This window comes from Streptomyces sp. Tu 3180 (assembly GCF_009852415.1).
Lineage (GTDB): Bacteria > Actinomycetota > Actinomycetes > Streptomycetales > Streptomycetaceae > Streptomyces.
In genome coordinates this window covers 1,802,926-1,829,885 of record NZ_WOXS01000002.1, presented here as the reverse complement: position 1 = coordinate 1,829,885, position 26,960 = coordinate 1,802,926, and the positions used below count along the sequence as shown (strand labels likewise).

24 protein-coding genes and 1 pseudogene are annotated in these 26,960 nt (G+C 74.7%); 18 read left to right on the top strand and 7 right to left on the bottom strand.

The window, feature by feature from the left end; genetic code table 11:
• The first annotated feature begins 320 nt into the window (after positions 1–320).
• A complete protein-coding gene (locus tag GL259_RS09115) occupies positions 321–896 on the top strand; it encodes an XRE family transcriptional regulator (RefSeq protein ID WP_159530925.1) in 576 nt (191 codons plus the stop codon).
• Complete coding sequence (locus GL259_RS09110) at positions 893–1,654, top strand: helical backbone metal receptor (protein WP_159530923.1); 762 nt, start codon at positions 893–895, stop codon at positions 1,652–1,654. Before GL259_RS09115 ends, GL259_RS09110 begins: the two co-directional genes overlap by 4 nt.
• On the opposite strand, the gene GL259_RS09105 is transcribed toward GL259_RS09110, so the two are convergent.
• Positions 1,548–2,609: a TDT family transporter gene (locus tag GL259_RS09105; RefSeq protein WP_243762279.1), complete on the bottom strand. Its 1,062-nt coding sequence runs from the start codon at positions 2,607–2,609 to the stop codon at positions 1,548–1,550. The genes GL259_RS09110 and GL259_RS09105 overlap by 107 nt on opposite strands.
• Before the next feature lie 175 nt (positions 2,610–2,784).
• On the opposite strand from GL259_RS09105, the gene GL259_RS09100 reads away from it, so the two are divergent.
• The gene (locus tag GL259_RS09100) at positions 2,785–3,720 is read left to right on the top strand and encodes a LysR family transcriptional regulator (RefSeq protein ID WP_159530919.1); all 936 of its coding nucleotides are present in this window, start codon (positions 2,785–2,787) and stop codon (positions 3,718–3,720) included.
• Positions 3,721–3,911: 191 nt separating this feature from the next.
• On the opposite strand, the gene GL259_RS09095 is transcribed toward GL259_RS09100, so the two are convergent.
• From GL259_RS09095 to GL259_RS09085, 3 genes are all read right to left on the bottom strand, one after another.
• Entirely contained in the window at positions 3,912–4,607 is a 696-nt protein-coding gene (locus GL259_RS09095) for a gamma-glutamyl-gamma-aminobutyrate hydrolase family protein (RefSeq protein WP_159530917.1), read from the bottom strand.
• Positions 4,608–4,627: 20 nt separating this feature from the next.
• Positions 4,628–6,073, bottom strand: a complete 1,446-nt coding sequence (gene eat / locus GL259_RS09090; RefSeq protein WP_159530915.1) for an ethanolamine permease — start codon at positions 6,071–6,073, stop codon at positions 4,628–4,630.
• A gap of 172 nt (positions 6,074–6,245) precedes the next feature.
• Entirely contained in the window at positions 6,246–6,980 is a 735-nt protein-coding gene (locus tag GL259_RS09085; protein WP_159530913.1) for an FCD domain-containing protein, read from the bottom strand.
• 85 nt (positions 6,981–7,065) lie between these two features.
• On the opposite strand from GL259_RS09085, the gene GL259_RS09080 reads away from it, so the two are divergent.
• From GL259_RS09080 to GL259_RS09065, 4 genes are read left to right on the top strand one after another with little or no spacing between them, the layout of a single operon-like run.
• A complete protein-coding gene (locus GL259_RS09080) occupies positions 7,066–8,436 on the top strand; it encodes a glutamine synthetase family protein (RefSeq protein WP_159530911.1) in 1,371 nt (456 codons plus the stop codon).
• 8 nt (positions 8,437–8,444) lie between these two features.
• Entirely contained in the window at positions 8,445–9,818 is a 1,374-nt protein-coding gene (locus tag GL259_RS09075) for an aldehyde dehydrogenase family protein (protein WP_166461456.1), read from the top strand.
• 6 nt (positions 9,819–9,824) lie between these two features.
• A complete protein-coding gene (locus GL259_RS09070) occupies positions 9,825–10,607 on the top strand; it encodes a 3-oxoacyl-ACP reductase (protein WP_159530907.1) in 783 nt (260 codons plus the stop codon).
• Between the two features lie 27 nt (positions 10,608–10,634).
• Positions 10,635–11,525: a DUF2510 domain-containing protein gene (locus GL259_RS09065; protein ID WP_159538487.1), complete on the top strand. Its 891-nt coding sequence runs from the start codon at positions 10,635–10,637 to the stop codon at positions 11,523–11,525.
• A 4-nt stretch (positions 11,526–11,529) separates the two neighbouring features.
• Here GL259_RS09065 and GL259_RS09060 read toward each other — a convergent pair whose 3' ends face one another.
• Entirely contained in the window at positions 11,530–12,732 is a 1,203-nt protein-coding gene (locus tag GL259_RS09060; RefSeq protein WP_159530905.1) for an amino acid deaminase/aldolase, read from the bottom strand.
• 269 nt (positions 12,733–13,001) lie between these two features.
• On the opposite strand from GL259_RS09060, the gene GL259_RS38635 reads away from it, so the two are divergent.
• Both GL259_RS38635 and mycP read left to right on the top strand, forming a co-directional pair.
• On the top strand, positions 13,002–14,390 hold the full coding sequence (locus tag GL259_RS38635; protein WP_243762278.1) for a hypothetical protein: 1,389 nt from the start codon (positions 13,002–13,004) through the stop codon (positions 14,388–14,390).
• Complete coding sequence (mycP, locus tag GL259_RS09050; RefSeq protein ID WP_159530903.1) at positions 14,387–15,568, top strand: type VII secretion-associated serine protease mycosin; 1,182 nt, start codon at positions 14,387–14,389, stop codon at positions 15,566–15,568. Before GL259_RS38635 ends, mycP begins: the two co-directional genes overlap by 4 nt.
• A 121-nt stretch (positions 15,569–15,689) precedes the next feature.
• Here the strand turns inward: mycP and GL259_RS09045 are convergent, their stop codons facing one another.
• The gene (locus tag GL259_RS09045; RefSeq protein WP_159530901.1) at positions 15,690–16,427 is read right to left on the bottom strand and encodes a serine hydrolase; all 738 of its coding nucleotides are present in this window, start codon (positions 16,425–16,427) and stop codon (positions 15,690–15,692) included.
• 65 nt (positions 16,428–16,492) lie between these two features.
• Here GL259_RS09045 and GL259_RS09040 point away from each other — a divergent pair, with 65 nt between their 5' ends.
• Positions 16,493–17,236, top strand: coding sequence for an SseB family protein (locus GL259_RS09040; RefSeq protein ID WP_159530899.1), 744 nt, complete (start codon positions 16,493–16,495; stop codon positions 17,234–17,236).
• On the opposite strand, the pseudogene GL259_RS09035 reads toward GL259_RS09040, so the two are convergent.
• Positions 17,233–17,609 (bottom strand): annotated as a pseudogene (locus GL259_RS09035) (DUF1844 domain-containing protein). The gene GL259_RS09040 and the pseudogene GL259_RS09035 overlap by 4 nt on opposite strands.
• A 397-nt stretch (positions 17,610–18,006) precedes the next feature.
• On the opposite strand from GL259_RS09035, the gene infC reads away from it, so the two are divergent.
• From infC to GL259_RS08995, 8 genes are all read left to right on the top strand, one after another.
• Positions 18,007–18,651, top strand: coding sequence for a translation initiation factor IF-3 (gene infC, locus GL259_RS09030; RefSeq protein WP_184824866.1), 645 nt, complete (start codon positions 18,007–18,009; stop codon positions 18,649–18,651).
• 110 nt (positions 18,652–18,761) lie between these two features.
• Positions 18,762–18,956 (top strand): 50S ribosomal protein L35, encoded by a 195-nt coding sequence (gene rpmI, locus GL259_RS09025; RefSeq protein ID WP_004933563.1) that lies wholly within the window; start codon positions 18,762–18,764, stop codon positions 18,954–18,956.
• A gap of 98 nt (positions 18,957–19,054) precedes the next feature.
• A complete protein-coding gene (gene rplT / locus GL259_RS09020) occupies positions 19,055–19,438 on the top strand; it encodes a 50S ribosomal protein L20 (protein ID WP_004933571.1) in 384 nt (127 codons plus the stop codon).
• Between the two features lie 190 nt (positions 19,439–19,628).
• A complete protein-coding gene (locus GL259_RS09015) occupies positions 19,629–20,489 on the top strand; it encodes an RNA methyltransferase (protein ID WP_159530895.1) in 861 nt (286 codons plus the stop codon).
• A gap of 91 nt (positions 20,490–20,580) precedes the next feature.
• A complete protein-coding gene (locus GL259_RS09010; RefSeq protein WP_159530894.1) occupies positions 20,581–21,717 on the top strand; it encodes an ATP-binding protein in 1,137 nt (378 codons plus the stop codon).
• Positions 21,718–21,854: 137 nt separating this feature from the next.
• On the top strand, positions 21,855–22,976 hold the full coding sequence (pheS, locus tag GL259_RS09005) for a phenylalanine--tRNA ligase subunit alpha (protein WP_159530892.1): 1,122 nt from the start codon (positions 21,855–21,857) through the stop codon (positions 22,974–22,976).
• Positions 22,976–25,489 carry a phenylalanine--tRNA ligase subunit beta gene (pheT, locus tag GL259_RS09000; protein WP_159530890.1) on the top strand — a complete coding sequence of 838 codons (2,514 nt, stop codon included), beginning with the start codon at positions 22,976–22,978 and terminating at the stop codon, positions 25,487–25,489. The genes pheS and pheT overlap by 1 nt, the downstream gene beginning before the upstream one ends.
• Before the next feature lie 380 nt (positions 25,490–25,869).
• Positions 25,870–26,904, top strand: coding sequence for a PP2C family protein-serine/threonine phosphatase (locus GL259_RS08995; protein WP_243762277.1), 1,035 nt, complete (start codon positions 25,870–25,872; stop codon positions 26,902–26,904).
• Positions 26,905–26,960 lie beyond the last annotated feature (56 nt).

The window sequence follows — 26,960 nt, the reverse complement described above, 5'->3', positions numbered from 1 at the left end:
CCGGGGACGGCCGTGACGACGGTAGGAATCCGGACAACCACGCACCGCTATGCCCTCCCCGGGACCTCCTCGTGACCTCCGGCCAACCCCGGGGAACAATGGCGGGAACACCCCGTGTCGCGCGCGCGGGGAACCGAACGTCCCGCTCGGCGGCTGGCGCGAAGTGTGGGGTCGGGCCCGGCCCCGTGCGACGGCGACGCGGCAGGCGCCTGAAACGGTTTGCCGAACGTGCGTAGGGTGCAGACAACCCCCACAGGGGACGTGCGCCGGGACAACGGGGCGCGGACACGGGACGATGGGCGAAGGAGGGAGCCGGAGCGATGGGCGACCACAAAGAACAGCCCCTGCGGGTGGGCGCGGCGGTGCGGCGGCGACGCCGCGCGCTCGACCTCACCCTCGCCGTCGTGGCCGAGCGCAGCGGCCTGTCCGTACCGTTCCTGAGCCAGATCGAGAACGAGCGGGCGCGTCCCAGCCAGAGCTCCCTGGAGAAGGTGGCCGACGCCCTGCGCACCACCGCCGTGGAGCTCCTCGCCGCGGCCGACCCGGCGTGCAGCGTCGACGTCGTCCGCGCCGAGGGGGCCGGCGGTGAACCGGGGCTCGACCCGCGGGTGCGCTCCCTGGTGCGCGGCCACCACCAGATGCACGCCTCGGAGTTCACCGGCGACCACGACGCCGGACGGGAACTCCAGTTCCGCAACGACCAGTTGATGTACGTGGCGGACGGCGCCGTGGAGATCGAGGCGGAGGGCCGCGCCTACCGCCTCGGCCGCGGCGACACCCTGTACCTCACCGGAGGCGTCCGGCACCGCTGGCGTGCCACGGTCCCGGAGACGCGGCTCGTCGTCGTCGCCGTGGCCGAGCACATCGAGGCGGTGCGGGACAAGCCGCGCCGATGAGCGGACCCCGGGTCGTCTCCCTCGTCCCGTCGCTGACGGAGGCCGTGGCGCTCTCCGCGCCCGGCGCGCTGGTGGGCGCCACCGACTGGTGCACGCATCCCGCGGAGCTGGACGTCGTACGCGTCGGCGGGACGAAGAACCCGAAGGTGGACCGGATCCTCGCCCTCGCCCCCGACCTGGTGGTCGCCAACGAGGAGGAGAACCGCGGGCCCGACCTGGCGGCCCTGCGCGCGGCGGGCGTCGAGGTGCTGGTGACGCGGGTGCGGACGCTGCCGCAGGCCTTCCGCGAGCTGGCCGGGGTGCTCACGGCGTGCGGGGGGCCCGCGCGGCCCCGCTGGCTGGACGAGGCCGAGGCCGCCTGGGACGCCCTGCCCGTGCCGCCGGAGCGCCGGACGGCGGTGGTGCCGGTGTGGCGGCGGCCCTGGATGGTGCTGGGCCGGGACACCTTCGCCGGCGACCTGCTGTCCCGGCTCGGCGTCGACCACCTGTACGCGAACCACCCGGAGCGCTATCCGCGGATCCCGCTCGACGCGTTGCGCGCGGCGGACCCGGACCTCGTCGTGCTCCCCGACGAGCCGTACCGCTTCACCGCGGACGACGGACCGGAGGCCTTCCCCGGGCTGCCCTGCGCGCTGGTCGGCGGCCGGCACCTCACCTGGTACGGACCGTCGCTGGCGGAGGCGCCGACGGTGCTGGGCCGGGCCCTGCGAGCAGCGCGCCGCCGGCCAGGCCCCGCACCGTGGGCACCGCGGCGGTGACCCAGGCGGCGACCAGGACGGCGTACAGGACGAGCGCGAGGCCGTCGTAGGCGAGCAGCCCGGTGTGCCGGGCCAGCGCCTCGGCGCCGGTGACACAGGTGCCGACCGGGAAGGTGAACGACCACCACGTCATCGCGAAGCGCATCCCCCGGCGCCGGGCCCGCACCACGTGGGCGCCGGAGAGGCAGAGCCACAGCAGCGCGAAGCCCATGACGGGCACCCCGTACAGGACCGCGAGCAGGCCGAAGCCCTCGTCGTACGGCGCCGGCACGACACCGGGGGCGACGTCGGCGAACGCGCCGACGGCGGTGGTGGACTGGCCGAGCGGCCCGAGCACCAGGAACAGCGTCGGGGTGAGCGCCAGGGGCGGCGGGCCGCCGGTGACCAGCCGGGCGAAGACCAGCGGCAGCATCACCAGGGTCGAGAGCAGGCTGAGCCCGAACAGGGCGAAGCAGGCGAACAGCAGCGTCTGCCGGGGCTGCCCCGGCGGCAGGTGGGGGACCAGGTGCGGTCCGAGGGCGGCGGACACCATGGGCGCGACCAGCGGCAGCAGCCACACGGGCGTCGCCTGCTCCGGCGTGACCCGATGGCGCACGGCCATGAGGTACGGGACGGTCACGGCGGCCGCGAGCCCGACGGCCGTACCGGCGGTGAACAGCACGGTGTCGAGGGCGAGGGCCGGACCGGCGCCGATCCAGTCCCGTCCGACGGTGAGGGCGCCGCCGCCGACGGCCAGCAGCGCCATGGACGGGCAGCCGTAGAACGGGGCGGTGGCCGGGTCGAGCAGATGGGCGCGGGCCTGGTCGCGATGGTGGGCCCAGTGCAGGGCGCGGGCGGCGAGCAGGGCCACGAGGAGGACGAGGGACAGGGCCCAGACGGCGGTGAGCACGGGGCGCAGCCCGGGCACGCGCACGGGCAGTGCGGCTCCGGCGCCGGCCACGACGGCGGTGCCCATGACGCAGGCGTACCAGTTGGGTCCGAGGTGACGGACGGCCGTGGCGCGCGCGGGCCGTGCGGTGGCACGGGGGTGAGGAGGCCGGGAAGGGGCTGCGAGGACCATGGTCATACGGTCGTACCGGGGAAGGACGGTCACCAGGGAGCACGCCTCTATGGCGACATAAGCTGGCCTTATGAGCATGACGGACGACCACGCCGGTGACCGGCACCCGGGCACCGCGTCCCTGGCCCACCGGGTGCCGGACCTCGGGGCGCTGGAGCTGCTGCTGGCGGTGGCGCGTCTGGGGAGCCTGGGCGGGGCGGCACGGGAACTGGGCATCACCCAGCCCGCGGCGAGCAGCCGGATCCGGTCGATGGAACGGCAGCTCGGCGTGGCGCTGGTGGACCGCTCGCCGCGGGGGTCGCGGCTGACCGACGCGGGGGCGCTGGTCACCGACTGGGCACGGCGGATCGTGGAGGCGGCGGAGGCCTTCGACGCGGGGGCCCAGGCCCTGCGGGACCGCAGGGACTCACGGCTGCGGGTGGCGGCGAGCATGACGATCGCCGAGTACCTGCTGCCGGGCTGGCTGATCGCCCTGCGCGCCGAGCGGCCGGACACGGCGGTGTCGCTGCTCGCCGGGAACTCGGCGGTGGTGGCCGAGCGGCTGGTGTCGGGGGAGGCGGACCTCGGGTTCGTGGAGGGGCTCACCGTGCCGGCCGGCCTGGACTCCGTGGTGATCGCGCACGACCGGCTGATCGTCGTGGCGGCGCCCACGCACGCCTGGGCCCGCCGCCGGCGCCCGGTCGCCGCGCGGGAACTGGCGGCCACCCCGCTGATCCTGCGGGAGAAGGGCTCCGGCACCCGCCAGGTCCTGGACGCCGCCCTGGGCGGACCGGCCCGCCCGCTGATCGAGCTGTCCTCCACCACCGCCGTGAAGGCGGCGGCGGTGAGCGGCGCCGGCCCGGCGGTCCTCAGCGAGCTGGCCGTGGGGGAGGAGCTGGCGATGCGCCGCCTGGTCCGCATCCCCGTGGACGGCATCGCGCTGGCCCGTGACCTGCGGGCGGTCTGGCCGACGGGCCACCGCCCCACGGGCCCGGCGCGGGACCTGCTGTCGCTGACCCGGGGGTGAGGGAGCGCGTCCGCTCCTCCGGACCCCTCCCGGGCGGGGGCGCCGGCCGCGGGTCGTGCCGGGCGGTGGCTGCCGCCGCGGGGTGACGGGGGCCCCGTCGCTCCGGCCGCCCCCGGCGCGGGTGCCGGCCACGCCCCGCGCGCGGAGCCGCGGGGCCGGCGGGCCCCGCAGCCCGGCACGCGGCCGGCCGGCTAGCCGACGGCCGGCCGCGCCGCGTCGACCAGCGCGCGCATCACCCGCACGTCGTCGCCCATCTCCGGGTGCCACTGCACGCCCAGGACCCAGGGGGACGCCGGGAGTTCGACCGCCTCCACCGTGCCGTCCTCCGCGTGGGCCGACACGACCAGGCCCTCGCCCAGGCGGTCCACCGCCTGGTGGTGGAAGGTCGGTACGGAGGTCTGCTCCGGGACGAGCCCGGCGTAGCGCGTGCCCGGCACCGGCTTGACCGGGTGACGGCCGAAGACGCCCGGCGCCTCGGCGTGGCCGTCGACGTGCTGGACGAGCGTGCCCCCGAGGGCGACGTTCAGCAGCTGCATCCCCCGGCAGACGCCCAGCAGCGGCAGACCCCGCTCCAGGGCCGCCCCGATCAGCGCGAGCTCCCAGGTGTCCCGCGCCCGCGCGGGCGGCCCGGTGCGCGGGTCGGGTTCGGCGCCGTAGCGGACGGGCTCCACGTCCGGGCCGCCCGCGATCACCAGACCGTCGAGCCGCGCCACGGTCGCCGCGGCGTGCTCCGGCGCGTCCGGCGGGAGCATCGCCGCCAGTCCGCCCGCCCGCTGCACCAGGCGCGGGTAGCCGGCCGGCAGCAGCACGGCGTCCAGTCGCCACACCCCCCAGCGCACACCGGACTCCGCGTACGTACTGACGCCGATCAGCGGCCTGGCCGCCATGCCGAGCACCTCCTCGCGCCTCAGTCCCGTGACAACTCCGCCTCGGCCGCCGCCAGCGCCGCGAACTCCTCCTCCGGCGCCTTCGCCACCAGGTGCTTGCGGCTGTAGAGGCCGAAGTACGCCACGGCCACGATGTACACGGCCAGCGCGATGAACGCCGCCGTCACGTCCACCAGGAACGTCGCCACCAGCGCCGCGCAGGCCAGCACCAGCGCCACCGAGGAGGTCAGCACCCCGCCCGGCGTGCGGTACGGCCGCGGCAGTTCCGGCTCCCGGCGGCGCAGCACGATGTGCGAGAGGGACATCAGCGCGTAGGAGATCGTCGCGCCGAACACGGCGATGTTCAGCATGCGCGCGCCGTCGCCCGACCCGGCGGCCAGGGCGAAGCCGATCGCGCCGGGCACGAGCAGTCCCAGGTACGGTGCCCTGCGGCTGCTGGTGAGGGACAGGAACTTCGGCAGGTAGCCCGCGCGGGACAGCGCGAAGAGCTGGCGCGAACCGGCGTAGATCAGCGAGAAGAACGACGCGACCAGTCCCGCGAGGCCCGCGTAGTTCACGATCCGGCTCAGCGCCGTCGCCTCGCCGTCCGGCTGGAGCGCCGCCACCAGCGGGTTGCCCGCGTCCTGCACCGCGGCCGAGCCGCGCGCCCCGGCCGCCGCGAAGAAGGTCACCACGGCCAGCACCGCCAGGATGCCCATGGACCAGCGGATCGCCCTCGGCAGCGTACGGGCCGGTTCCCTGGTCTCCTCGGCGGCCAGCGGTACGCCCTCCACACCCAGGAAGAACCACATCCCGAACGGGAACGCCGCCCAGATGCCCAGCAGCCCCATCGGCAGCCAGGAACTCGCGCCGAACGCCGAGGAGTCCACCGGGATGTCGTCGAGGGAGGACGCGTCGAACCCGGGCAGCGCCCCCACGGCGAAGACGACCAGCGCCGCCACCGCGACGCCCGTGACGACGAAGCTGAACCGCAGCGCCTCGCCGACGCCCCACAGGTGGATGCCGATGAAGAGCACGAAGCAGGCCAGGTACACCGGCCAGCCCGACTCCAGTCCGAACAGGCCCAGGGACTCGACGTAGTCGCCGATGAAGATGGAGATCGCGGCGGGCGCGAGGACGTACTCGATGAGGATCGCCGTGCCGGTGAGGAACCCGCCCCAGGGGCCGAGCGCCCGGCGGGCGAAGCCGTAGCCGCCGCCGGCCGTGGGCAGGACCGAGGACAGCTCGGCCAGGGCGAAGACCATGCAGGTGTACATGGTGCCCATCAGCACCGTGGCGATCGCCAGGCCGCCGAAGCCGCCCTCGGCCAGGCCGAAGTTCCAGCCCGAGTAGTCGCCGGAGACGACGTAGGCCACGCCGAGACCGGTCAGCAGCAGCCAGCCGGCGCTGCCGCGGCGCAGTCTCCTGCGCTCCAGGTAGTCGTCCGCCGCACCGGCGGTCTCACGGGACGCGGATGGAAGGCTCACGGGCGGCTCCCCAGGGGGCGGCGGCGATGGAGGGTGCAATGGAACGGATCCAGACCTTTGTGGGCCCATACCTTCGCGGCGTGGACGGTGCGAGCGCAAGGCCCGTGCGCCAAGCCGCGGTAAACCCTGCCCCGGCACCCGGCGTGTCACGCCCGGCGCGCCCCCGGTTCCCTCACGCCAGGAACCCCCGCAGCAGCGCCGCCGTCCCCGCGCAGTGCTCGCGCATCACCTCCCGCGCCCCGTCCGCGTCCCCCTCCAGCACCGCCTCGACCAGCGCGGTGTGCTGCCGCTGCGAGTGCTCCAGGTTGCGCACCAGCAGCGGGATGCAGTCCAGCAGGTCGTTCACCGTGGCCCGCACCGCCGCGTACTGCGCGGTCAGCGTCGGCGAGCCGCACAGCTCGGCCAGGGTGAGGTGGAAGAGCGTGTCCAGGCGCCGGTACTCGGCCAGCGGGGCGTCGTGCGTGCCGGCCAGCGCCGCGCGCAGCCGCGCCGCCTGCCCGTCCGTCAGCCCGTGCGCCGCGCACAGCCCCGCCGCGCCCACCTCCAGCACCTCGCGGAAGCGCAGCACGTCCTCGATGTCGGTCCCCGCGATCCGCCGCCGCAGCTCCGCCTCGCCCGTGTCCGTCGGCCGGGGCAGCACGAACGTGCCGCCGTAGCGGCCGCGCCGCGACTCCACCAGCCCCTGGTCCTGGAGCACCTTCAGCACCTCGCGCAGCGTCACCCGGCTGATGCCCAGCCGCTCCGCCAGCTCCCGCTCGGCCGGCAGCCGCTCCCCGCCCGCCACCAGGCCGAGGCGCACCACCTGGAGGATCTGCTCCAGCGCCTCCTCGAAACCGTTGCCCGCGCGGACCTGCCGCAGCACCGGCGCCAGACGGTCCCCGACCCCGCCGACCGCTTCCTGTGCCATCCGGCCGTGCCCCCTTCCCAAACAATGGTTCTCGGCAATACCTTATGGCTCCCGGCTGGCCGAAGAAGCCCGAGGAGGCTCTCCCGTGGCAGACCGCACACCCCCGCTCACCGTCGAGGAGCTGCACGCCCTCGTCGCCGGCGGTGAGATCGACACGGTCGTCCTGGCCTTTCCCGACATGCAGGGGCGGCTCCAGGGCAAGCGGTTCGCCGCCCGCTTCTTCCTCGACGAGGTGCTCCACCACGGCACCGAGGGCTGCAACTACCTGCTCGCCGTCGACGCCGACATGAACACCGTCGACGGCTACGAGATGTCCTCCTGGGACACCGGCTACGGCGACTTCGCCATGTACCCCGACCTCGACACCCTGCGCCGCCTGCCGTGGAACGAGGGCACCGCCATGGTCGTCGCCGACCTCGCCTGGGACGACGGCTCCCCGGTCGCCGCCGCCCCCCGCCAGATCCTGCGCCGCCAGCTCGACCGGCTGGCCGGGCTCGGCCTCACCGCCCAGGTCGGCACGGAGCTGGAGTTCATCGTCTTCGAGGACACCTACGAACAGGCCTGGGACGCCGGCTACCGCGGCCTCACCCCGGTCAACCGGTACAACGTCGACTACTCCGTGCTCGGCACCGGACGCGTCGAGCCGCTGCTGCGCCGCATCCGCAACGAGATGGCCGGCGCCGGACTCACCGTCGAGTCCGCCAAGGGCGAGTGCAACCCGGGCCAGCACGAGATCGCCTTCCGCTACGACGAGGCCCTGGTCACCTGCGACCAGCACGCGGTCTACAAGACCGGCGCCAAGGAGATCGCCGCCCAGGAGGGCGTCTCGATCACCTTCATGGCCAAGTACAACGAGCGCGAGGGCAACTCCTGCCACATCCACCTCTCCCTCGCGGACGCCGACGGGAACAACGCCATGGCGGGCACCGCGCGGGACCCGGGCGGCATGTCCGGGCTGATGCGGCACTTCCTCGCCGGGCAGCTCGCCGCGCTCCGCGAGTTCTCCCTGCTGTACGCCCCGCACATCAACTCCTACAAGCGGTTCCAGCCGGGCTCCTTCGCCCCGACCGCCGTCGCCTGGGGGCGCGACAACCGCACCTGCGCCCTGCGCGTGGTCGGCCACGGCCGCTCGCTGCGCTTCGAGAACCGGCTCCCGGGCGGCGACGTCAACCCGCACCTGGCCGTCGCCGGCATGGTCGCCGCCGGCCTGTACGGCGTCGAGCGGAAGCTGGAGCTGCCCGAACCCTGCCCCGGCAACGCCTACACCGCCGGCTTCGAGCACGTCCCCACCACCCTGCGCGAGGCCGCCGAGCTGTGGGAGAACAGCGCGATCGCCGAGGCGGCCTTCGGCGACGAGGTCGTCGCGCACTACCGCAACATGGCGCGCGTCGAGACCGACGCCTTCGACGCCGCGGTCACCGACTGGGAGCTGCGCCGCTCCTTCGAACGCATGTGAGGCCCCCCGTGTCCGAGCAGTCCCCCGAGCTCCAGGTGCAGAACCCCGCGACCGAGGAGGTGATCGCCACCGTCCCCGCCGCGACCGCCGCCGACGTCGACGCCGCGGTCGTACGCGCCGCCCGCGCGCAGACCGCCTGGGCCGCCCTCGCCCCCGGCGACCGGGCCCGGCTGCTGCGCCGGTTCGCCGCCGCGGTCGACGAGCACCTGGGGGAACTCGCCGCCCTGGAGGTCCGCGAGGCCGGCCACACCGTCGGCAACGCCCGCTGGGAGGCGGGCAACGTCCGCGACCTGCTCGACTACGCGGCCGGGGGAGTGGAGCGCCTGACCGGCCGCCAGATCCCGGTGTCCGGCGGGGTGGACGTCACTTTCCTCGAACCGCTCGGCGTGGTCGGCGTGATCGCCCCCTGGAACTTCCCGATGCCCATCGCGGCCTGGGGCACCGCCCCCGCGCTCGCCGCCGGCAACGCGGTGATCCTCAAACCCGCCGAGACCACCCCCCTCACCGCCCTGCGCCTGGCCGAACTCGCCCTCCTGGCGGGGCTCCCCGAGGGCCTGTTCCAGGTGCTCCCCGGACACGGCCCGGTCGCCGGGAACGCGCTCGTGGAACACCCCGGCGTCGCCAAGATCGTGTTCACCGGGTCGACGGCCGTGGGCAGACAGGTGTGGGCGAAGGGCGCCGCGCACCTCAAACGCGTCACCCTGGAACTCGGCGGCAAGAGCCCCAACATCGTCTTCGCCGACGCCGACCTGGCCACCGCCGCGGCCGCCGCCCCCATGTCCTTCCTCGACAACGCCGGACAGGACTGCTGTGCCCGCACCCGCATCCTCGTCCAGCGCTCCGTGCACGACCGGTTCCTGGAACTGCTGGCGCCCGCGGTCCAGTCCGTCCGGGTCGGCGACCCCGCCGACGAGAACGTCCAGATGGGCCCGCTGATCTCCCGCACCCAGCTGGAGCGCGTCCGCTCCTACGTCACCGACGACCTCGACGGCATCCGCGGCAAGGCCCCCGAGGGCCCCGGCCACTGGTTCCCGCCCACCGTCCTCACCGGTGTCGACCCGCACGCCCGCGTCGCCGTCGAGGAGGTCTTCGGCCCCGTCGCCGTCGTCCTCCCCTTCGACGACGAGGCCGACGCCGTACGCCTGGCCAACGCCACCGACTACGGCCTGTCCGGCTCGGTCTGGACCCGGGACGCCGGCCGCGCCCTGCGCGTCTCCCGGGCGGTCCGCGCGGGCAACCTGTCCGTCAACTCCCACTCCAGCGTCCGCTACTGGACCCCCTTCGGCGGGTTCAAGCAGTCCGGTGTCGGGCGCGAACTCGGCCCGGACGCACTGGCCGCCTTCACCGAGACCAAGAACGTCTTCATCAGCACGGAGGCCTGACCGCACATGAGCGAGGAAAACATCTGCCGCCGCCTGGTCGGCCGCACCGCCGTCGTCACCGGCGCGGGCAGCGGCATCGGCCTGGCCACCGCCCGCCGGCTCGCCTCCGAGGGAGCGCACGTGGTCTGCGGCGACGTGGACGAGACACGCGGCAAGGCGGCCGCCGAGGAGACCGGCGGCGTTTTTGTCGGCGTCGACGTCACCGACCCCGAGCAGGTGGAAGCCCTGTTCCGGACCGCGTACGACACCTACGGCAGCGTCGACGTCGCCTTCAACAACGCCGGGATCTCGCCGCCCGACGACGACTCCATCCTGGAGACCGGCCTGGAGGCCTGGAAGCGCGTCCAGGAGGTCAACCTCACCTCCGTCTACCTGTGCTGCAAGGCCGCCCTCCCCTACATGCGGCGCCAGGGCAAGGGCTCCATCATCAACACCGCGTCCTTCGTCGCCAGGATGGGAGCGGCCACCAGCCAGATCTCGTACACCGCCTCCAAGGGCGGCGTTCTCGCCATGTCCCGGGAACTCGGCGTGCAGTTCGCCCGCGAGGGCATCCGCGTCAACGCCCTGTGCCCCGGCCCGGTCAACACCCCGCTGCTGCGGGAGCTGTTCGCCAAGGACCCCGAGCGCGCGGCCCGCCGCCTGGTGCACATCCCGCTCGGCCGGTTCGCCGAGGCCGAGGAGATCGCCGCCGCCGTCGCCTTCCTGGCCAGCGACGACTCCTCCTTCGTCAACGCCACCGACTTCCTGGTGGACGGCGGAATCTCGGGTGCGTACGTCACACCGCTGTAGCGCTCGCCCTACAGTGCCGGGATGAGCATGACGCCTCCGCCCGGCTGGTACCGCGACCCGCACGCCCCGCACCTGGAACGCTGGTGGGACGGCACGGCCTGGACCGAGCACCGGCGCGCCCCCGGGCCCGCCGCCGGACCGGTGCCCCCGTCCCCGGGCGGCGCCGGCGGCCGCGCCGGAGCGGTGGCCCTCACCACCGCCGGGGCCGTGCTCGTCGCCGCGATCGTCACCGGAGCGGTGTTCCTCGGCGGGGACGACGACGGCCCGCGGGCGGGGGCCGGTCCGACGGCGGCCACCTCCGTCCCCGCACCGCGGACCCCGTCGCCGTCCGCCTCCCCTTCCGAGGACCCGGGGGTGGTCGTGGACCAGCTCAACGGCATCACCTTCCCGCTCCTCGACGGCTGGGTCCGGCCGGAGAACGTCGTCGAGGAGGACGCCGTCATGACCACCGAGGGCACCTACGACTGCCCCGGCGACGGCACCGTCTGCCGCCACGGCCTCGTCATCTCCCGCACGGTGACCGAGTCCGACGAGACCTCGCCCGAACTGCTCGCCGAGGAGGACATCGCCGAGGCGGCCGACGAGGCCTTCCACGAGGACGCCACCGGCCGGCGCCCCTACGGGGGCATCGAGTCCCACCGGGTCGTCGGGGCCGGGCCGGTCGCGGTGGCGGGGCGCGCCGGGTACTTCGTGCGCTGGCGCGTGACGACCGCCGAGGGGCCCGGCGGCTACGTGCAGTCGCTGGTCTTCCCGTCCAGCGTCGGCACCGAGTCGCCCGTCGTCGTCCGGTACGTCTTCGACGCCGGCGAGGACGGACCGCCCCTGGCCGACATGGACCGCATCACCGAAGGCATCCGCTCCCTCACCGACGCCGACTCCGGCGGCGGCGTCGGCAGCAGCATCGGACCGGCGGACTGAGCGGTCACAGGAACGTGCGGCCCTCGCCGCGGTACGTCGGCACCGTCGCCGTCACGGCCGCGCCCTCCACCAGGTGCAACGCGTCGAACCGCTCGCACAGTTCACCCGCCTTGGCGTGCCGGAACCACACCCTGTCGCCGATCAGCAGATCGTCGGCGGGCGAGCCCAGCAGCGGCGTCTGCACCTCGCCGGCCCCCTCCTGCGGGTCGTAGCGCAGGCCCTCGGGCAGGTACGGCACCGGCAGCCGGTCCGCGCCCGGCGCGCCGGAGGCCGGATACCCCCCGCCGAGCACCGTCACCACCCCCACGCCCGGCCGCCGTACGACGGGCTGGGCGAAGAGGGCCGCCGGGCGCCCCGAGAACGACGTGTAGTTGTCGAACAGCCGGGGCACGTAGAGCCCCGACCCGGCCGCGATCTCGGTGACCGCGTCCTCCGCGGCGGTGTGCTGCACACTGCCCGTGCCCCCGCCGTTGACGAACTCCAGATCCGGCACCACCGCCCGCACCGCCCGCACCACCGCCGCGCGCCGCTCGGCGAGTTCGCGCCGGGCGGCGGCCTGCATCAGCCGCACCGCGCGGGACCGCAGCGGCCGTCCGGCCACCGCGTCGCCGACCCCGGCGACATGCCCCTCGTACGCCATGATCCCCACGACCCTGAACCCCGGCCGCCGGGCCACCGCGCGCGCCACGTCGGCGACCTGGGCGGGGGAGTGCAGCGGGGAACGCCGGGCGCCGAACCGCACCCGCCCGCCCAGCAGCTTCAGTGAGGTGTCCGACTCCAGGCAGACCCGCACCACTTCACCGCCACCGGCGCGCGAGGCGTCGATCAGGTCCAGTTGCGCCGGATCGTCGACCATGACCGTGACGGCGGCGGCGAGCTTGGGGTCGGAGGCGAGTTCGGCGTACCCGGCGCGGTCGGCGGAGGGGTAGGCCAGCAGGACGTCGTCGAAACCGGAGCGGGCCAGCCACAGGGACTCGGCCAGGGTGAACGACATGACGCCCGCGAAACCGTCACGGGCCAGGACCCGTTCGAGCAGCGCACGGCAGCGCACGGACTTGCTGGCCACCCGGACCGGTTTCCCGCCGGCCCGGCGGACCAGGTCGTCCGCGTTGGCGTCGAAGGCGTCCAGATCCACGATCGCCAGGGGGGCGTCGAGGTGGGCGGTGGCCTGGTCGTAACGGGCCCGGTCGGAGGCGCGCGCAGTCATGGGCGCAGCCTGCCAGACGGAATTACCGCAGGGTAGGGGATGTTCCGGGCAGATGCCGCGGTCCTGCGGACTGGTTCTCGTCCGGGCGGGGGCACGCCGTAGAGTGACGCGCACGCACGGCGGAGCGGCACCGGCCGGAGGTCCGGGCCGGGATGACGCGCCGCCGGTGCGGGTATCTGTGCCCGGGACGCGTCCGTGCCGGGCCCCTGGCAGGAGAACACCGGCCCGCAGGTGAAGGAGCGGCCCGGACACGAGGAAACGGGGGGTGCATGAGCACGGAAGCGCGGCACGCCTCCCACCCCCCGCGTCCCACGACGCCCCCGTCCGCGCCCCCGCGTCCGTCCGCGCCCCCGCGCCCGGTGCACCCGCCGAGGACGGCGCAGGACGGCACGGCCGATCCGGACCGCCGGCGGCAGCCCGTCCCGCAGGAGCCGCCCCGCGCGGTCCCCGCGCAGGACCCGGCCGTGGACGCCGCCCCCCGGGGCGGGGCGCCGGACGACGACGCGCCGGCCGGCCCGGCCCCCGTGACGCCTCCGCCTCCGCGCGCCTCCGCCCGCTTCCCGGACGCGCCGCCGACCGTCGGCCGGGGGACGCGGCCCGCGAGCCCCTCCCGCCCGGGCGGTTCCACCGCCGTGCCGCGGCAGCCCGGTCACCGCCCCGCCGGGGGCGGCACGGACACGCCCCCGGAGACCTCCTCGGAGCGGACCACCCGCCTGCGCCCGGTCCCCGCGGCCCCGGCTCCCGAGCCGGCCCGCCGCCCGGGCCCCGGTGCCCCCGACCCCGCCCTCTCGTGGAGCGCCCCCGCGGCCCCGGACGGCACGCACCCCGGGGCCGGACGGCCGGCCGTGTCGTTCGGGGAACCGGAGGGGTACGACGGGGACGCACGGCCGCGCCCGCTCGGGCGGCGCGGCCGGTCCCAGGCCGTCGCCGCCGCCGTCTGCCTCGTCCTGGGGGCGGGCCTCATCGGCGGTGCCGTCACCGGGAGCTGGCTCGCCGGGGACTCCGGCGGGTCCGGGGCCCCCAGCGGCTTCGCCGCCGCCGGGGACCTGTGGCACAGCGTCCCGGTCGACCGGCTGTTCCCGCCCACCGTGCGGGGCGGGGGCGCGGGCCCCGGCGACGCCGACCGGACCTGGACCCGCATCGCCGTGGCCCCCGACAGCGGCTGCGAGGGCGCCTTCGACCCCCTGCTGCGCAAGGTCCTCGCCCCCGCCGGCTGCGCACGCCTGCTGCGCGCCACCTACACCGACGCCACCCAGAGCCACGTCACCACCGTCGGCCTGCTGTTCACCAGGGCCGACGCCGCCGGCATGGCCTCCCTCGCCCGCCGTTTCGACACCGAACGCCTGGACCGCCGTACCGACCTGATGCCGCTGCCGTACGCGGCGAAGGACACGGCCGCCGCCGGGTTCGGCGCCCGGCAGCGCGCGTCCTGGACGATCTCCGTCCTCCAGGACGCCCCCGTCGTCGTCTACGCCGTCTCCGGCTGGGCCGACGGCCGTACCGTCGACACCCCGCAGCCCGCCGAGGAGGCCATGGAGTCCGGCGCCACCACCGCCCCCGCGCAGGCCGGCCTCGGCCACGAGGCGCGGGGCCTGGCCGACCGGGTCGAGCGGGGCGTGCGCAAGCACGCCGGCACCGCCACGGAGCGTCCCTCATGAGGCCGGCCGCCGGCCGGCGTCCCGCAGCGGCCCTCGGTGTGCTGCTCGCCGCCTCCCTCGCCCTCCTGCCCGCCACCCCCGCGCACGCCGACGGCATCCGCGCCCGGCAGTGGGGCCTGGAGGCCATGCACACCCAGGAGGCCTGGCGAACCACGAAGGGTGAGGGCGTCACCGTCGCCGTCCTGGACACCGGCGTCGAGGCCGACCACCCGGACCTGGTGGGCAACGTGCTGCCCGGCAAGGACATGATCCGCTTCGGAGCCGGGCCCGGCGACCGCGCCTGGGCCCGCCACGGCACCGCCATGGCCGGGATCATCGCCGGTCACGGACACGGCCCCGGGAACGCCGAGGGCGTCATGGGCATCGCGCCCGAGGCCCGGATCCTGCCCGTCCGGGTGATCCTGGAGGACGGCGACCCCTCCCGCGCCAAGGCCCGCAGCACCCGTGGCAACGCCCTCGCCGAGGGCATCCGCTGGGCCGCCGACCACGGCGCCGACGTCATCAACCTCTCCCTCGGCGACGACTCCGAGTCCGCCCACCCCGAACGCGGCGAGGACGAGGCCATCCAGTACGCCCTGCGCAAGGGCGTGGTGGTCGTGGCCTCCGCCGGGAACGGCGGCGAGAAGGGCGACCGCGTCTCCTACCCGGCCGCCTATCCGGGCGTCATCACCGCCACCGCCGTGGACCGCTACGGCACCCGCGCCCCGTTCTCCACCCGCCGCTGGTACGCCACGGTCAGCGCACCCGGGGTGGACGTGATCATCGCCGACCCCGACCACCGGTACTACGAGGGCTGGGGCACCAGCGCGGCCGCCGCGTTCGTCTCCGGCGCCGTCGCGCTGGTCAGGTCGGCCCACCCCGACCTGACCCCGGCCCAGGTCAAGCGGCTGCTGGAGGACACCGCCCGCAACGCCCCCGCCGACGGCCGCGACGACTCGCGCGGATTCGGTCTCGTCGACCCGGCCGCCGCGATCGAGGCGGCCGCCCGGCTGGAACCGGAGGGCCTGAAGCCGGCGGCCTACGGCGACCGCTACTTCGGTCCCGGCCCGGAGGCCGCCGGATCCGGCGACGACACCGCCGACCGGGCGGCCCCCCTGGCGGGCGGCGCCGGCGGGGTGCTGCTGGTGGCCACGGTGGTCCTGTGGCGGAGCCGCCGCGCACACGGCGAGGACTTCTGACCGCTCCCCCGGGGGAATCACCCCGAGCCTCCGAGCCGCCGCCCCCTCGGCCCCCGGAGTCACCCGAGTCGGGCCCCGGAGCCACCCGGCTCCTCCGGGCTTTCCGGGGAGCGCCGGACGCTCACCCGCCCGCCGCGGGGCGTTCCCCGAACGCCACCCGCACCGCCGCCGCCGCGCGCTCCACCAGGGCGACGCCCCGCGCCCTGGTCGCGTTGCCGTCGGACAGCACCGCCATCAGGCACACCCGGCCGCCGACCGTGACGCACCCGGTGCTGTGCACGACCCACAGCCCGGTCGCGTCACGCGGCAGCCAGCCGTTCTTCACGGCCCACACCGTGCCCGCGTCCGCCGCGGCCGGCACACCCCACGCCTGGTCCGCGACCACCCGCTCCATCAGCCCCCGCGCGAACGCCCGTGACTCCGCGCCCAGTTCGGACTCCTCACCGAACACCTGCCGCAGCAGCCCCAGCCGGTCCACGGCCGTGGTGCGGGTCAGACCCCACAGCGTGCCGTCGCCGCCCGCCGTCCCGGTCAGCCCGAAGCGGGCGTTCGCCGCGTCGAGACCGGCCGACCGCCCGATCGCGTCCCACAGCGCCGACGCCGCGTCGTTGTCACTGCGCACGATCATCGCGGCCGCGTACGACCGCTCCGCCGCGGTGAGTTCCCGGCCCGCGTCCTGCGCCCCGAGGAGCAGCGCCGCCAGGATGTCGACCTTGACCACGCTCGCGGTGACGAACGCCCGCCCGCCGTACGAGACGGTCTCACCGGTGCCCGGATCGAGCGCCGCCACCGACAGCCCCGTACCGTCCGCCGGCCGCGCCGCCTCCACGGCCGCCGCGAGCCGCTCGTCCCGTCCCACCGCAGTCCCCCTCCGAAGCCGCCCGCGTCCGAGCCCGCCACGGACGGCCGCTAAGGTCGGTGACCGTGGCGAACAAGAACATTCCCGACCCCGGCTTCCGCGACGACGACGGCTCCGCCGACCCCCGGCTGAGCGCCGCGCTCGCGGCCTGGGCCGAGGACGGCTCCGCCGTCGGCCCCGTCCTGGAGGCGCTCAGGGGCGCCCGGCTGCTCGTCCCCGTGGTGGCCGTGCTCGGCGAGGTCGAGGAGGACGAGAACGGGCTGCGCCGCGAGAAGACCAGCGACATGGCCGTCCCCACCCTCAAGGCGGGGGACCGCACCGCCCTGCCGGCCTTCACCTCCACCGACTCGCTCGCCCGCTGGGACCCGGCCGCCCGCCCCGTCGCCGTACCGCTGCACCAGGCCCTGCAGGCCGCCGCGCACGAGAAGGCCGACACGGTCGTCCTGGACCTGGCCGGCCCCGTGCCGTTCGAACTGACCGGGCCGACCCTGCTGGCGCTCGCCGAGGGCCGCACGAGCACCGACCCGCTCGCCGACCCGGCCGTCGTCGAGGCCGTACGGGCCGCGGTGGCCGCCGAACCGGCCGTGCTGCGCGCCCACCTCGGCCCCGGGCAGGCCGACGGCACCCTCGCCCTCGTCCTCGACCCGGCCCTCCCCGCCGCCGAGAGCGCCCGCGCGGTGGCCCGGCGGCTGGCCGACGACGAAACGCTGAGGGCCCGCCTGGTGCGCGGCCTCGACCTGGCGGTCCTGCCGGCCGAGGCGTCGCCGCCCGGCGAGCCCCTGTACGTCCGTACTCCCGGAAAGCCCTAGCCGTAGACCGGGCCCGTGTACTTCTCGCCCGGGCCCTGGCCCGGCTCGTCCGGGACGAGCGAGGCCTCGCGGAAGGCCAGCTGGAGCGACTTCAGGCCGTCGCGCAGCGGGGCCGCGTGGAAGGAGCTGATCTCGGTCGCGGAGGCGTCCAGCAGACCGGCCAGCGCGTGCACCAGCTTGCGCGCCTCGTCCAGGTCCTTGTGCTCGTCGCCCTCCTCGGTCAGGCCGAGCTTCACGGCGGCGGCGCTCATCAGGTTGACGGCGACCGTGACGATCACCTCGACGGCCGGGACCTCGGCGATGTCGCGGGCCATGGCGTCGAAGTCGGGGTTGCCGGGGGCCTCGGGGTGTCCGAGGGGGAGGTCTCACTCATGCCCCACACGATAGGCGTACCGCGCGTGTCCCCTTGACGGCAGGAGGCGCGGGACGGACGGTTAGCGCACCCCCTCGGGAGCTGCTAACCTTGTGTAACGACCGGTCGGACCCGTATGCCTCGCGGCTCACGAGCCCGACCCACAAGTGGAGGCTTCCGAACTCCCACCTGGCCGCCCTGAGGGCGGCGGGTCACCGGTCAGGCGGTCCCGTCCCCGTGACGGCGATCCGCCCGAAAGCGCGCCCCGCGGCCATCGCGGCGGTGCTCCGGTAGTTCGAGGAGCCCCGCCTGTGATCGTCCGGGGCATTTTTTCTGCTTCGGCGCGGTTAGGTCTATCGAACACAGACGTTACGCGGCTGTCCGCCAGACCGTCGCGTGGTGCTACCGAGGAGGATCCATCAGCGCCGAGCCCCGCATCAACGACCGGATTCGCGTTCCCGAGGTGCGACTTGTCGGTCCCAGTGGCGAGCAGGTCGGCATCGTGCCGCTCGCGAAGGCACTGGAGCTTGCGCAGGAGTACGACCTGGACCTGGTCGAGGTCGCGGCGAACGCCCGTCCGCCCGTGTGCAAGCTCATGGACTACGGGAAGTTCAAGTACGAGTCGGCCATGAAGGCCCGTGAGGCGCGCAAGAACCAGGCGCACACGGTCATCAAGGAGATGAAGCTCCGGCCGAAGATCGACCCGCACGACTACGACACCAAGAAGGGTCACGTCGTCCGGTTCCTCAAGCAGGGCGACAAGGTCAAGATCACGATCATGTTCCGCGGTCGCGAGCAGTCCCGGCCCGAGCTGGGCTACCGGCTGCTGCAGCGTCTCGCGGAGGACGTCCAGGACCTCGGGTTCGTCGAGTCGAACCCGAAGCAGGACGGCCGCAACATGATCATGGTCCTCGGTCCGCACAAGAAGAAGACCGAGGCGATGGCCGAGGCTCGCCAGGCGCAGGAGGCCCGCAAGGCGGAGGCGAAGGCCAACCCCGGCCGCTCGCAGAACCCCGCGGACACCGAGGCCCAGGCGGCCGCCGAGGAGCCTGCCGAGGCGTGACTCCCCGGGGCGCGAGCCCCAGGAAGCAACCGAAACAAGTACGACGCTCCACCGTGCCCGGTTTTCGCGACCGGGCACCGGAGCGCCACCGACGAGGAGAGAACGGCGCTATGCCGAAGAACAAGTCGCACAGCGGTGCCAGCAAGCGCTTCAAGGTCACCGGCTCCGGCAAGGTGCTCCGTGAGCGCGCCGGCAAGCGCCACCTGCTCGAGCACAAGTCGTCCCGCGTGACGCGTCGCCTCACCGGCAACGCCGAGATGGCCCCGGGCGACGCCGCGAAGATCAAGAAGCTTCTCGGCAAGTGACGCCCCGGCGCGCGAGCGCCGTACGCACGTCAGACCGGGACCCAATCGATTTCGGGCCGTGTGAGCACGACAACGGCCCCGCTACAAGGAGTTAAGAAGTGGCACGCGTCAAGCGGGCAGTCAACGCCCACAAGAAGCGCCGGGCGATCCTCGAGCAGGCCTCCGGCTACCGCGGTCAGCGTTCGCGCCTGTACCGCAAGGCCAAGGAGCAGGTCACCCACTCGCTGGTCTACAACTACAACGACCGCAAGAAGCGCAAGGGTGACTTCCGGCAGCTGTGGATCCAGCGCATCAACGCCGCCGCCCGCGCCAACGGCATCACGTACAACCGCTTCATCCAGGGTCTGAAGGCCGCGAACGTCGAGGTCGACCGCAAGATCCTGGCCGAGCTGGCCGTCAACGACGCCACCGCCTTCGCCGCGCTCGTCGAGGTCGCGCAGAAGGCGCTGCCGGCGGACGTGAACGCGCCCAAGGCCGCGTGACGCCGCGCAGGCCCTAGCCGACGCACTTGGACGGACCCGCGGGTTTCCCGCGGGTCCGTCGTCTGTGCCCGTGCGGTGTGCCGGCGGGCTCGGCACCGCCGGGACCCGCCGCCGTGGCCGAACGCCGTCGCGGTGGGAAGACCGAAGGCCGCGGCGGCCGTCGACAACGAACTCCCGAGGTGAAACACCCATGCCCCCCGCCACCCCCGAGCCGATCTCCCCCCGCTCGCCCCGTGTCGCCGCCGCGCGGCGGCTCGGCAAGCGGAACTTCCGGGGGAAGGAACGGCTGTTCCTCGCCGAGGGGCCGCAGGCCGTGCGGGAGGCCGCGGCGCACCGGGACGGGCACACCGCCACGCTCGTCGAGCTGTTCGCCACGCCGGAGGCCGCCGAGCGGTACGCCGACATCGTCGGCGGGGCCCGGGCCGCCGGGGCCCGCGTCCACCTCGCCTGCGAGCAGGTCATCGCCGACATCTCCACCACCGTCACCCCGCAGGGACTCGTCGGGGTCTGCCGGTTCCTGGACACGCCCTTCGAACGGATCCTCGCCGCCCGGCCCAGGCTCGTCGCCGTCCTCGCGCACGTACGCGACCCCGGGAACGCCGGCACCGTGCTGCGCTGCGCCGACGCCGCCGGAGCCGAGGCCGTGGTGCTCACCGACGCCTCCGTCGACCTGTACAACCCCAAGGCCGTCCGCGCCTCCGTCGGCTCCCTGTTCCACCTGCCCGTCGCCGTCGGCGTCCCCGTCGAGCAGGCCGTGGCCGGGCTGCGGGACACGGGGGTGCGGGTGCTCGCCGCCGACGGCGCCGGCGACCGGGACCTCGACGACGAACTGGACAAGGGCACCATGGGCGGGCCGACCGCGTGGGTGTTCGGCAACGAGGCCTGGGGGCTCCCCGAGGAGACCCGCGCCCTCACCGACGCCGTCGTGCGCGTCCCGATCCACGGAAAGGCGGAGAGCCTGAACCTGGCCACCGCCGCCGCCGTATGCCTGTACGCGTCGGCGCGTGCACAGCGCGCCGCCGGAGGGTGCCGCTCCGTCACCGGGAACTAGTAGGGTGACCAGCCCGGGGACCCTCCCCAAGCTCTCCGCTGGGCTCGAGCACGGGGCGCCCCGAGGAAGGTCCGAGAGGTGGGATACGGGGATGAGCGTCGGCACGAGCAGCGCACCGGGAGCACGGCGGACGGCGCGCCCGCCCGGGCCCCGGCCCGGTGATCCGGCCGGCCTCGGCATCGACCCCGACCAGCTGCCCGACGGACTCGTCGTCGCCGACGAGCACGGGCGGGTGATCTGCTTCAACGCGGCGGCCGTCCGCATCACGGCCGTCCCCGCCGACCAGGCCCTCGGGCAGCGGCTCGAGGAGGCCCTGCCGTTAGAGGACCTGGAGGGCCGCCGCTGGTGGCAGCTCACCGACCCCTACGGCGGCCTCGCCATCCGGGTGGGCCAGCCCGAGCGCAACCTGCTGCTGCCCGGCGGACGCGAGGTCCTCGTCTCGGCGCGTTACGTCCGCGCCCGGCCCACCGGACCGGTCCGCCGCGTCGTCGTCACCCTGCGCGACACCGAGGCCCGGCGCCGCACCGAGCGCAGCCACGCCGAGCTGATCGCCACCGTCGCCCACGAGCTGCGCTCCCCGCTCACCTCCGTCAAGGGCTTCACCGCCACCCTGCTCGCCAAGTGGGAGCGGTTCACCGACGACCAGAAACGGCTGATGCTGGAGACCGTCGACGCCGACGCCGACCGGGTCACCCGGCTCATCGCCGAGCTGCTCGACATATCGCGCATCGACTCCGGGCGCCTGGAGGTGCGGCGCCAGCCCGTCGACATCGGCGCCGCCGTCGGACGGCACATCCAGGCCTACGTCGCCGCCGGGCAGCCGGCCGACCGGTTCCTGCTGCGGGTCCAGCACCCGCTGCCCGACCTGTGGGCCGACCCGGACAAGGTCGACCAGGTGCTCAGCAACCTGCTGGAAAATGCGGTGCGCCACGGCGAGGGAACCGTCACGATCGACATCACGCCCTCGGCGTCCCCGCGCGAGCGGGAGGACGCCGGTACGTCGGTCACGGTGAGCGACGAGGGGCCCGGCATCCCGGAGGAGTCCATGAACCGCGTCTTCACCCGCTTCTGGCGGGGCAGCAAGCGCGGCGGGACGGGCCTCGGGCTGTACATCGTCAAGGGAATCGTCGAGGCCCACGGCGGCACCATCACGGTCGGACGCGCCCCCGAGGGCGGCGCCGAGTTCCGATTTACGCTGCCCGTGGGGGCACCGGCGTATCTCGCCTGACGAACCACGGGCGCATCCGCGTACGTCAGCCCCGTTAGACTCGGCCTTTGGCACCTTTGTGTCCCGAGAACCGTGACGAACCGTCCACGAGTCGGTGACGGGGACCATCAGCCAGCCAATCGGAAGCACGGGAAGAGATGTCGGCACCCAATAAGTCGTACGACCCTGTAGAGGTCGAGGCGTTGAAACCGGAAGAGATCGAGCGCATGCGGGACGAGGCGCTCGCCGCCTTCGCCGCCGCGGACTCCCTCGACGCGCTCCACGAGGCCAAGGTCGCCCACACCGGCCCCACCTCTCCGCTGGCCCTCGCCAACCGCGAGATCGGCGCCCTGCCCCCGCACGCCAAGGCCGACGCCGGCAAGCGCGTGGGTCAGGCGCGCGGCGCCGTGAACAAGGGCCTCGCCGCCCGCCAGACCGAGCTGGAGGCGGAGCGGGACGCCCGCGTGCTGGTCGAGGAGGCCGTGGACGTCACGCTGCCCTACGACCGCGTACCGGCCGGCGCCCGCCACCCGCTGACGACCCTGTCGGAGCGCATCGAGGACATCTTCGTGGCCATGGGCTACGAGGTCGCCGAGGGACCCGAGGCCGAGGCCGAGTGGTTCAACTTCGACGCCCTCAACATCGGCCCGGACCACCCGGCCCGCGGCGAGCACGACACCTTCTTCGTGCAGGGCCCCCGGGGCGGCACCGAGTCCGGCGTCGTGCTGCGCACCCACACCTCGCCGGTGCAGATCCGCTCCCTGCTCGACCGCGAGCTGCCGGTCTACGTGATCTGCCCCGGCCGCGTCTACCGCACCGACGAGCTGGACGCGACCCACACCCCCGTCTTCCACCAGGTCGAGCTGCTCGCCGTCGACGAGGGCCTCACCATGGCGGACCTCAAGGGCACCCTGGACCACATGGTCCAGTCCCTGTTCGGCGAGGGCATGAAGACCCGGCTGCGGCCGAACTTCTTCCCCTTCACCGAGCCGAGCGCCGAGATGGACATGCTCTGCTACGTCTGCAAGGGCGAGTCCGTCGGCAACCCCGACCGGCCCTGCCGCACCTGCTCGTCCGAGGGCTGGATCGAGCTCGGCGGCTGCGGCATGGTCAACCCGCGGGTGCTCACCGCCTGCGGCGTCGACCCGGAGAAGTACAGCGGCTTCGCCTTCGGGTTCGGCATCGAGCGGATGCTGATGTTCCGCCACAACGTCGAGGACATGCGAGACATGGTCGAGGGTGACGTCCGGTTCACCCGGCCGTTCGGGATGGAGATCTGATGCGGGTCCCGCTTTCCTGGCTGCGGGAGTACGTCGACCTGCCGGCGACGGAGACCGGCCGTGACGTACAGGCCAAGCTGATTTCGGCGGGCCTGGAGGTGGAGACCGTCGAGCACCTCGGCGCCGACCTCAAGGGCCCCCTCGTGGTGGGCCGGGTCGCGACCATCGAGGAGCTGGAGGGCTTCAAGAAGCCGATCCGCTTCTGCACCGTGGACGTCGGCCGGGCCAACGGCACGGGTGAGCCGCAGGAGATCATCTGCGGCGCCCGCAACTTCGCCGTCGGCGACAAGGTCGTCGTCGCGCTGCCCGGTGCCGTGCTGCCCGGCGACTTCCAGATCGCCGAGCGCCAGACCTACGGCCGGATGTCGCGCGGCATGATCTGCTCCAGCGACGAGCTGAACATGGGCGACGACGGCTCCAAGGGCATCATCGTGCTGCCGCCGGAGACCGAGGTCGGCAAGGACGCCGTCGAGCTGCTCGAGCTGGTCGACGAGGTCCTCGACATCGCCGTCACCCCGGACCGCGGCTACTGCCTGTCGATGCGCGGCGTGGCCCGCGAGACCGCCACCGCCTACGGCCTGCCGCTGCGCGACCCGGCCCTGCTCGACGTGCCCGCCCCGAACGCCTTCGGCTACCCGGTGCGGGTCTCCGACCCCGTCGGCTGCGACCGCTTCACCGCCCGCACGGTCACCGGTCTGAGCCCCGAGGCGCGCTCCCCGATCTGGCTGAAGCGCCGGCTGCAGAAGGCGGGCATGCGCCCGATCTCGCTCGCCGTCGACGTCACCAACTACGTGATGATGGAGCTCGGCCAGCCGCTGCACGCCTACGACCGCAACCTGGTCCGGGGCGCCATCGGCGTGCGCCGCGCCGAGCCGGGGGAGAAGCTCACCACCCTGGACGGCGTGGTGCGCACCCTCGACGCCGAGGACCTGGTCATCACCGACGAGCGCGGCCCGATCGGCCTCGCCGGCGTGATGGGCGGCGCCGACACGGAGATCGCCGACCACGACGACCTGGAGAACGCCACGACGGACGTGGTGATCGAGGCCGCGCACTTCGACGCGGTCTCCATCGCGCGCACGGCCCGCCGCCACAAGCTGTCCTCCGAGGCGTCCCGCCGCTTCGAGCGCGGTGTCGACCCGCAGGCCGCCGCGGCCGCCGCCCAGCGCACGGTGGACCTGCTGGTCCTGCTCGCGGGCGGTACCGCCGAGGCCGGCGTCACCGAGGTCGTCGCCCCGTCCGCGCCGCGCACCATCACCGTCCCGGCCGACCACCCGGACAAGGTCGCGGGCGTCGCGTACGGCCGCGAGACCGTCGTCCGGCGGCTCCAGGAGGTCGGCTGCGACGTCCACGGGCAGGACGAGCTGATCGTCACCGTGCCGTCCTGGCGGCCCGACCTCACCGACCCGAACGACCTGGCCGAAGAGGTCATCCGCCTGGAGGGCTACGAGAACCTGCCCTCCACGCTGCCCAGGCCGCCGGCCGGACGCGGTCTGACCGGGCGGCAGCGGCTGCACCGCCGGATCGGCCGGGCCCTGGCCGGTGCCGGATACGTCGAGGCGCCGAACTACCCGTTCCTCAGCGAGCAGGTCTTCGACCAGCTCGGCCTGGACGCCGACGACCCGGCCCGCCGCGTGGTGAGGCTGACCAACCCGCTCAGCGACGAGGAGCCGGCCCTGCGCACCTCGCTGCTGCCGGGCCTGCTCGGCGCGCTGCGCCGCAACGACGGACGCGGCAGCCACGACCTCGCGCTGTTCGAGACCGGTCTGGTCTTCCACCCGCGTCACGAGCAGCGGACCGCCGCCCAGCCGCCCGTCGACCGGCGGCCCACCGACGAGGAGCTCGCCGGGCTGAACGCCGCGCTGCCGGACCAGCCGCGGCACGTCGCCGTGGTCCTCGCCGGCGCCCGCGAGCAGGCCGGCTGGTGGGGCAGGGGCCGGCCGGCCGACTGGGCCGACGCGGTGGAGGCCGCCCGGACCGTCGCCCGCGAGGCAGGGGCCGAACTCGTCGTCCGCAAGGGCCAGTACGGCCCGTGGCACCCGGGCCGCTGCGCCGAGCTGGTGGTCACCGTCGACGGCACCGAGCAGGTCGTCGGCCACGCCGGCGAGCTGCACCCGGGCGTCCTGAAGACCCTGGGCCTGCCCGCGCGCACCTGCGCGATGGAGCTGAACCTGGACGCCGTCCGGCAGGTCGGCGACGACACCCCGCAGGCGCCGGGCATCTCCACCTTCCCGGTCGCCACGCAGGACGTCGCACTGGTCGTCGACGCGTTCGTGCCCGCCTCCGACGTCGAGGCCGCGCTGCGCGAGGGCGCCGGTGAACTGCTGGAGTCCATCCGCCTGTTCGACGTGTACGAGAACGCCGAGCAGTTGGGGGAGGGGCGCAAGTCCCTGGCGTACGCGCTGCGGTTCCGCGCGGGCGACCGGACGCTGACCGTCGACGAGGCGTCGGCGGCCCGGGAGTCGGCGGTCGCCCTCGCGGGCGAGCGCACCGGGGCCGTCCTGCGGGGTTAGCGGACGCGGGGACCGCGTCGGCCGGCGGCACGCGTGCGCCGTCGCCGGCCGCGCGGTCCCCCGCGCCCCTTCCGGGGGCGTGCGCCCCGCACGCCCCGACACCACCGGTCACCTCACTCGTTCGGGTGACAATTCCGGGCGATACGTCCGGATCGGGTCATGCGGTCGACAGAATCGGACCGGCCTTTCTGGGCCGGTCCGCGCTGTCAGGGCCTATATGGGGGGCCATCCGCATGATCCGCTTCAAGGCCGGGACTTCCTGCGGGGTGCCGCCCCGGTCCGTCCCACGGACTCCGGCGCCCTTCCGCCTGCCGCTCCGGGCCCGCACGGCCGACCACCGTGCCGCCGTCCGGCGGGGCGGCCGGCACCCGCTGCGCCGCGTGCTCGACCTCGCACTGCCCACGACCCTGGGCGCCACCGCGGTCGTCTACCGGCTGACCTGCCCGCTCGCCCGGGACGACGCCCTCAGCGCGCGCCTCGTCAGCAGCGCCGTGCTGTGTGTGGTCGGCACCGGGCTGGTGCTGCACGCCCGGCGCGGGCTGCTGCGCGAACTGCGGCGGGTCCGCCGGGTCGCCGACGCGGCGCAGGGCGCGCTGCTGCGGCCGCTGCCCCCGCGCGTCGACGGGCTGGCCGTCGCCGCCGTCCAGCTGTCGGCCGACCAGGACGCCCGGATCGGCGGCGATCTGTACGAGGTGGCCACCACCGAGCACGGCGTACGGGCCGTCATCGGTGACGTCCGCGGGCACGGACTCGGCGCCGCCGGGACCGTCGCCGCCGTCCTCGGCAGCTTCCGCGAGGCCGTGCACGACGAGGCCGAACTGGCCGGGGTGCTGCGCCGGCTGGAGCGGGCGGTGGCCCGGCACCTGCGGGAGCGGGCCGGTGACGAGGACGCCGCCGACGGCCCGGCCGCCGAGGAGTTCGTCACCGTACTGGTGCTGGAGATCCTCCCGGACGGGGAGGTGCGGGCCCTGAACTGCGGGCACCCCTGGCCGCACCTGCTGAGCGGCGCGCGCGCCGAACCGCTCGCCCGCGCCGATCCGCTCCCGCCCCTCGGCCTGTTCCCGCTGCCGCCCGAACTCCCCGTCGTCGCCTGCGAACGCCTGCTGCCCGGCGACACACTCGTCCTGCACACGGACGGAGCCGAGGAGGCACGGGACGCCGACGGCCGGTTCTTCCCCCTGCGCGACGTCCTCACCGACGCCGCACGCGAACACCCGCGCACCCCCCGGGGCGTGCTGCACACGGTCCTCGACGCACTCCTGCACCACACGGCCGGGCCGCCCAAGGACGACGTGGCCCTGCTGGTCCTCGCGAACGAGCGTCCGTCTCCCCGCGCTCCCTCGGGGGCGCGGGGACCCACGCGAGCGACCACGGCGAGCCTGCGCCCGACCGGTCACCTGCGGTTCCCGGCGTGACCGGGGGAGCCGTCGGGGCCGCACGCCGTCCGCCCCGCCACGGAGTGTCGGGCAGG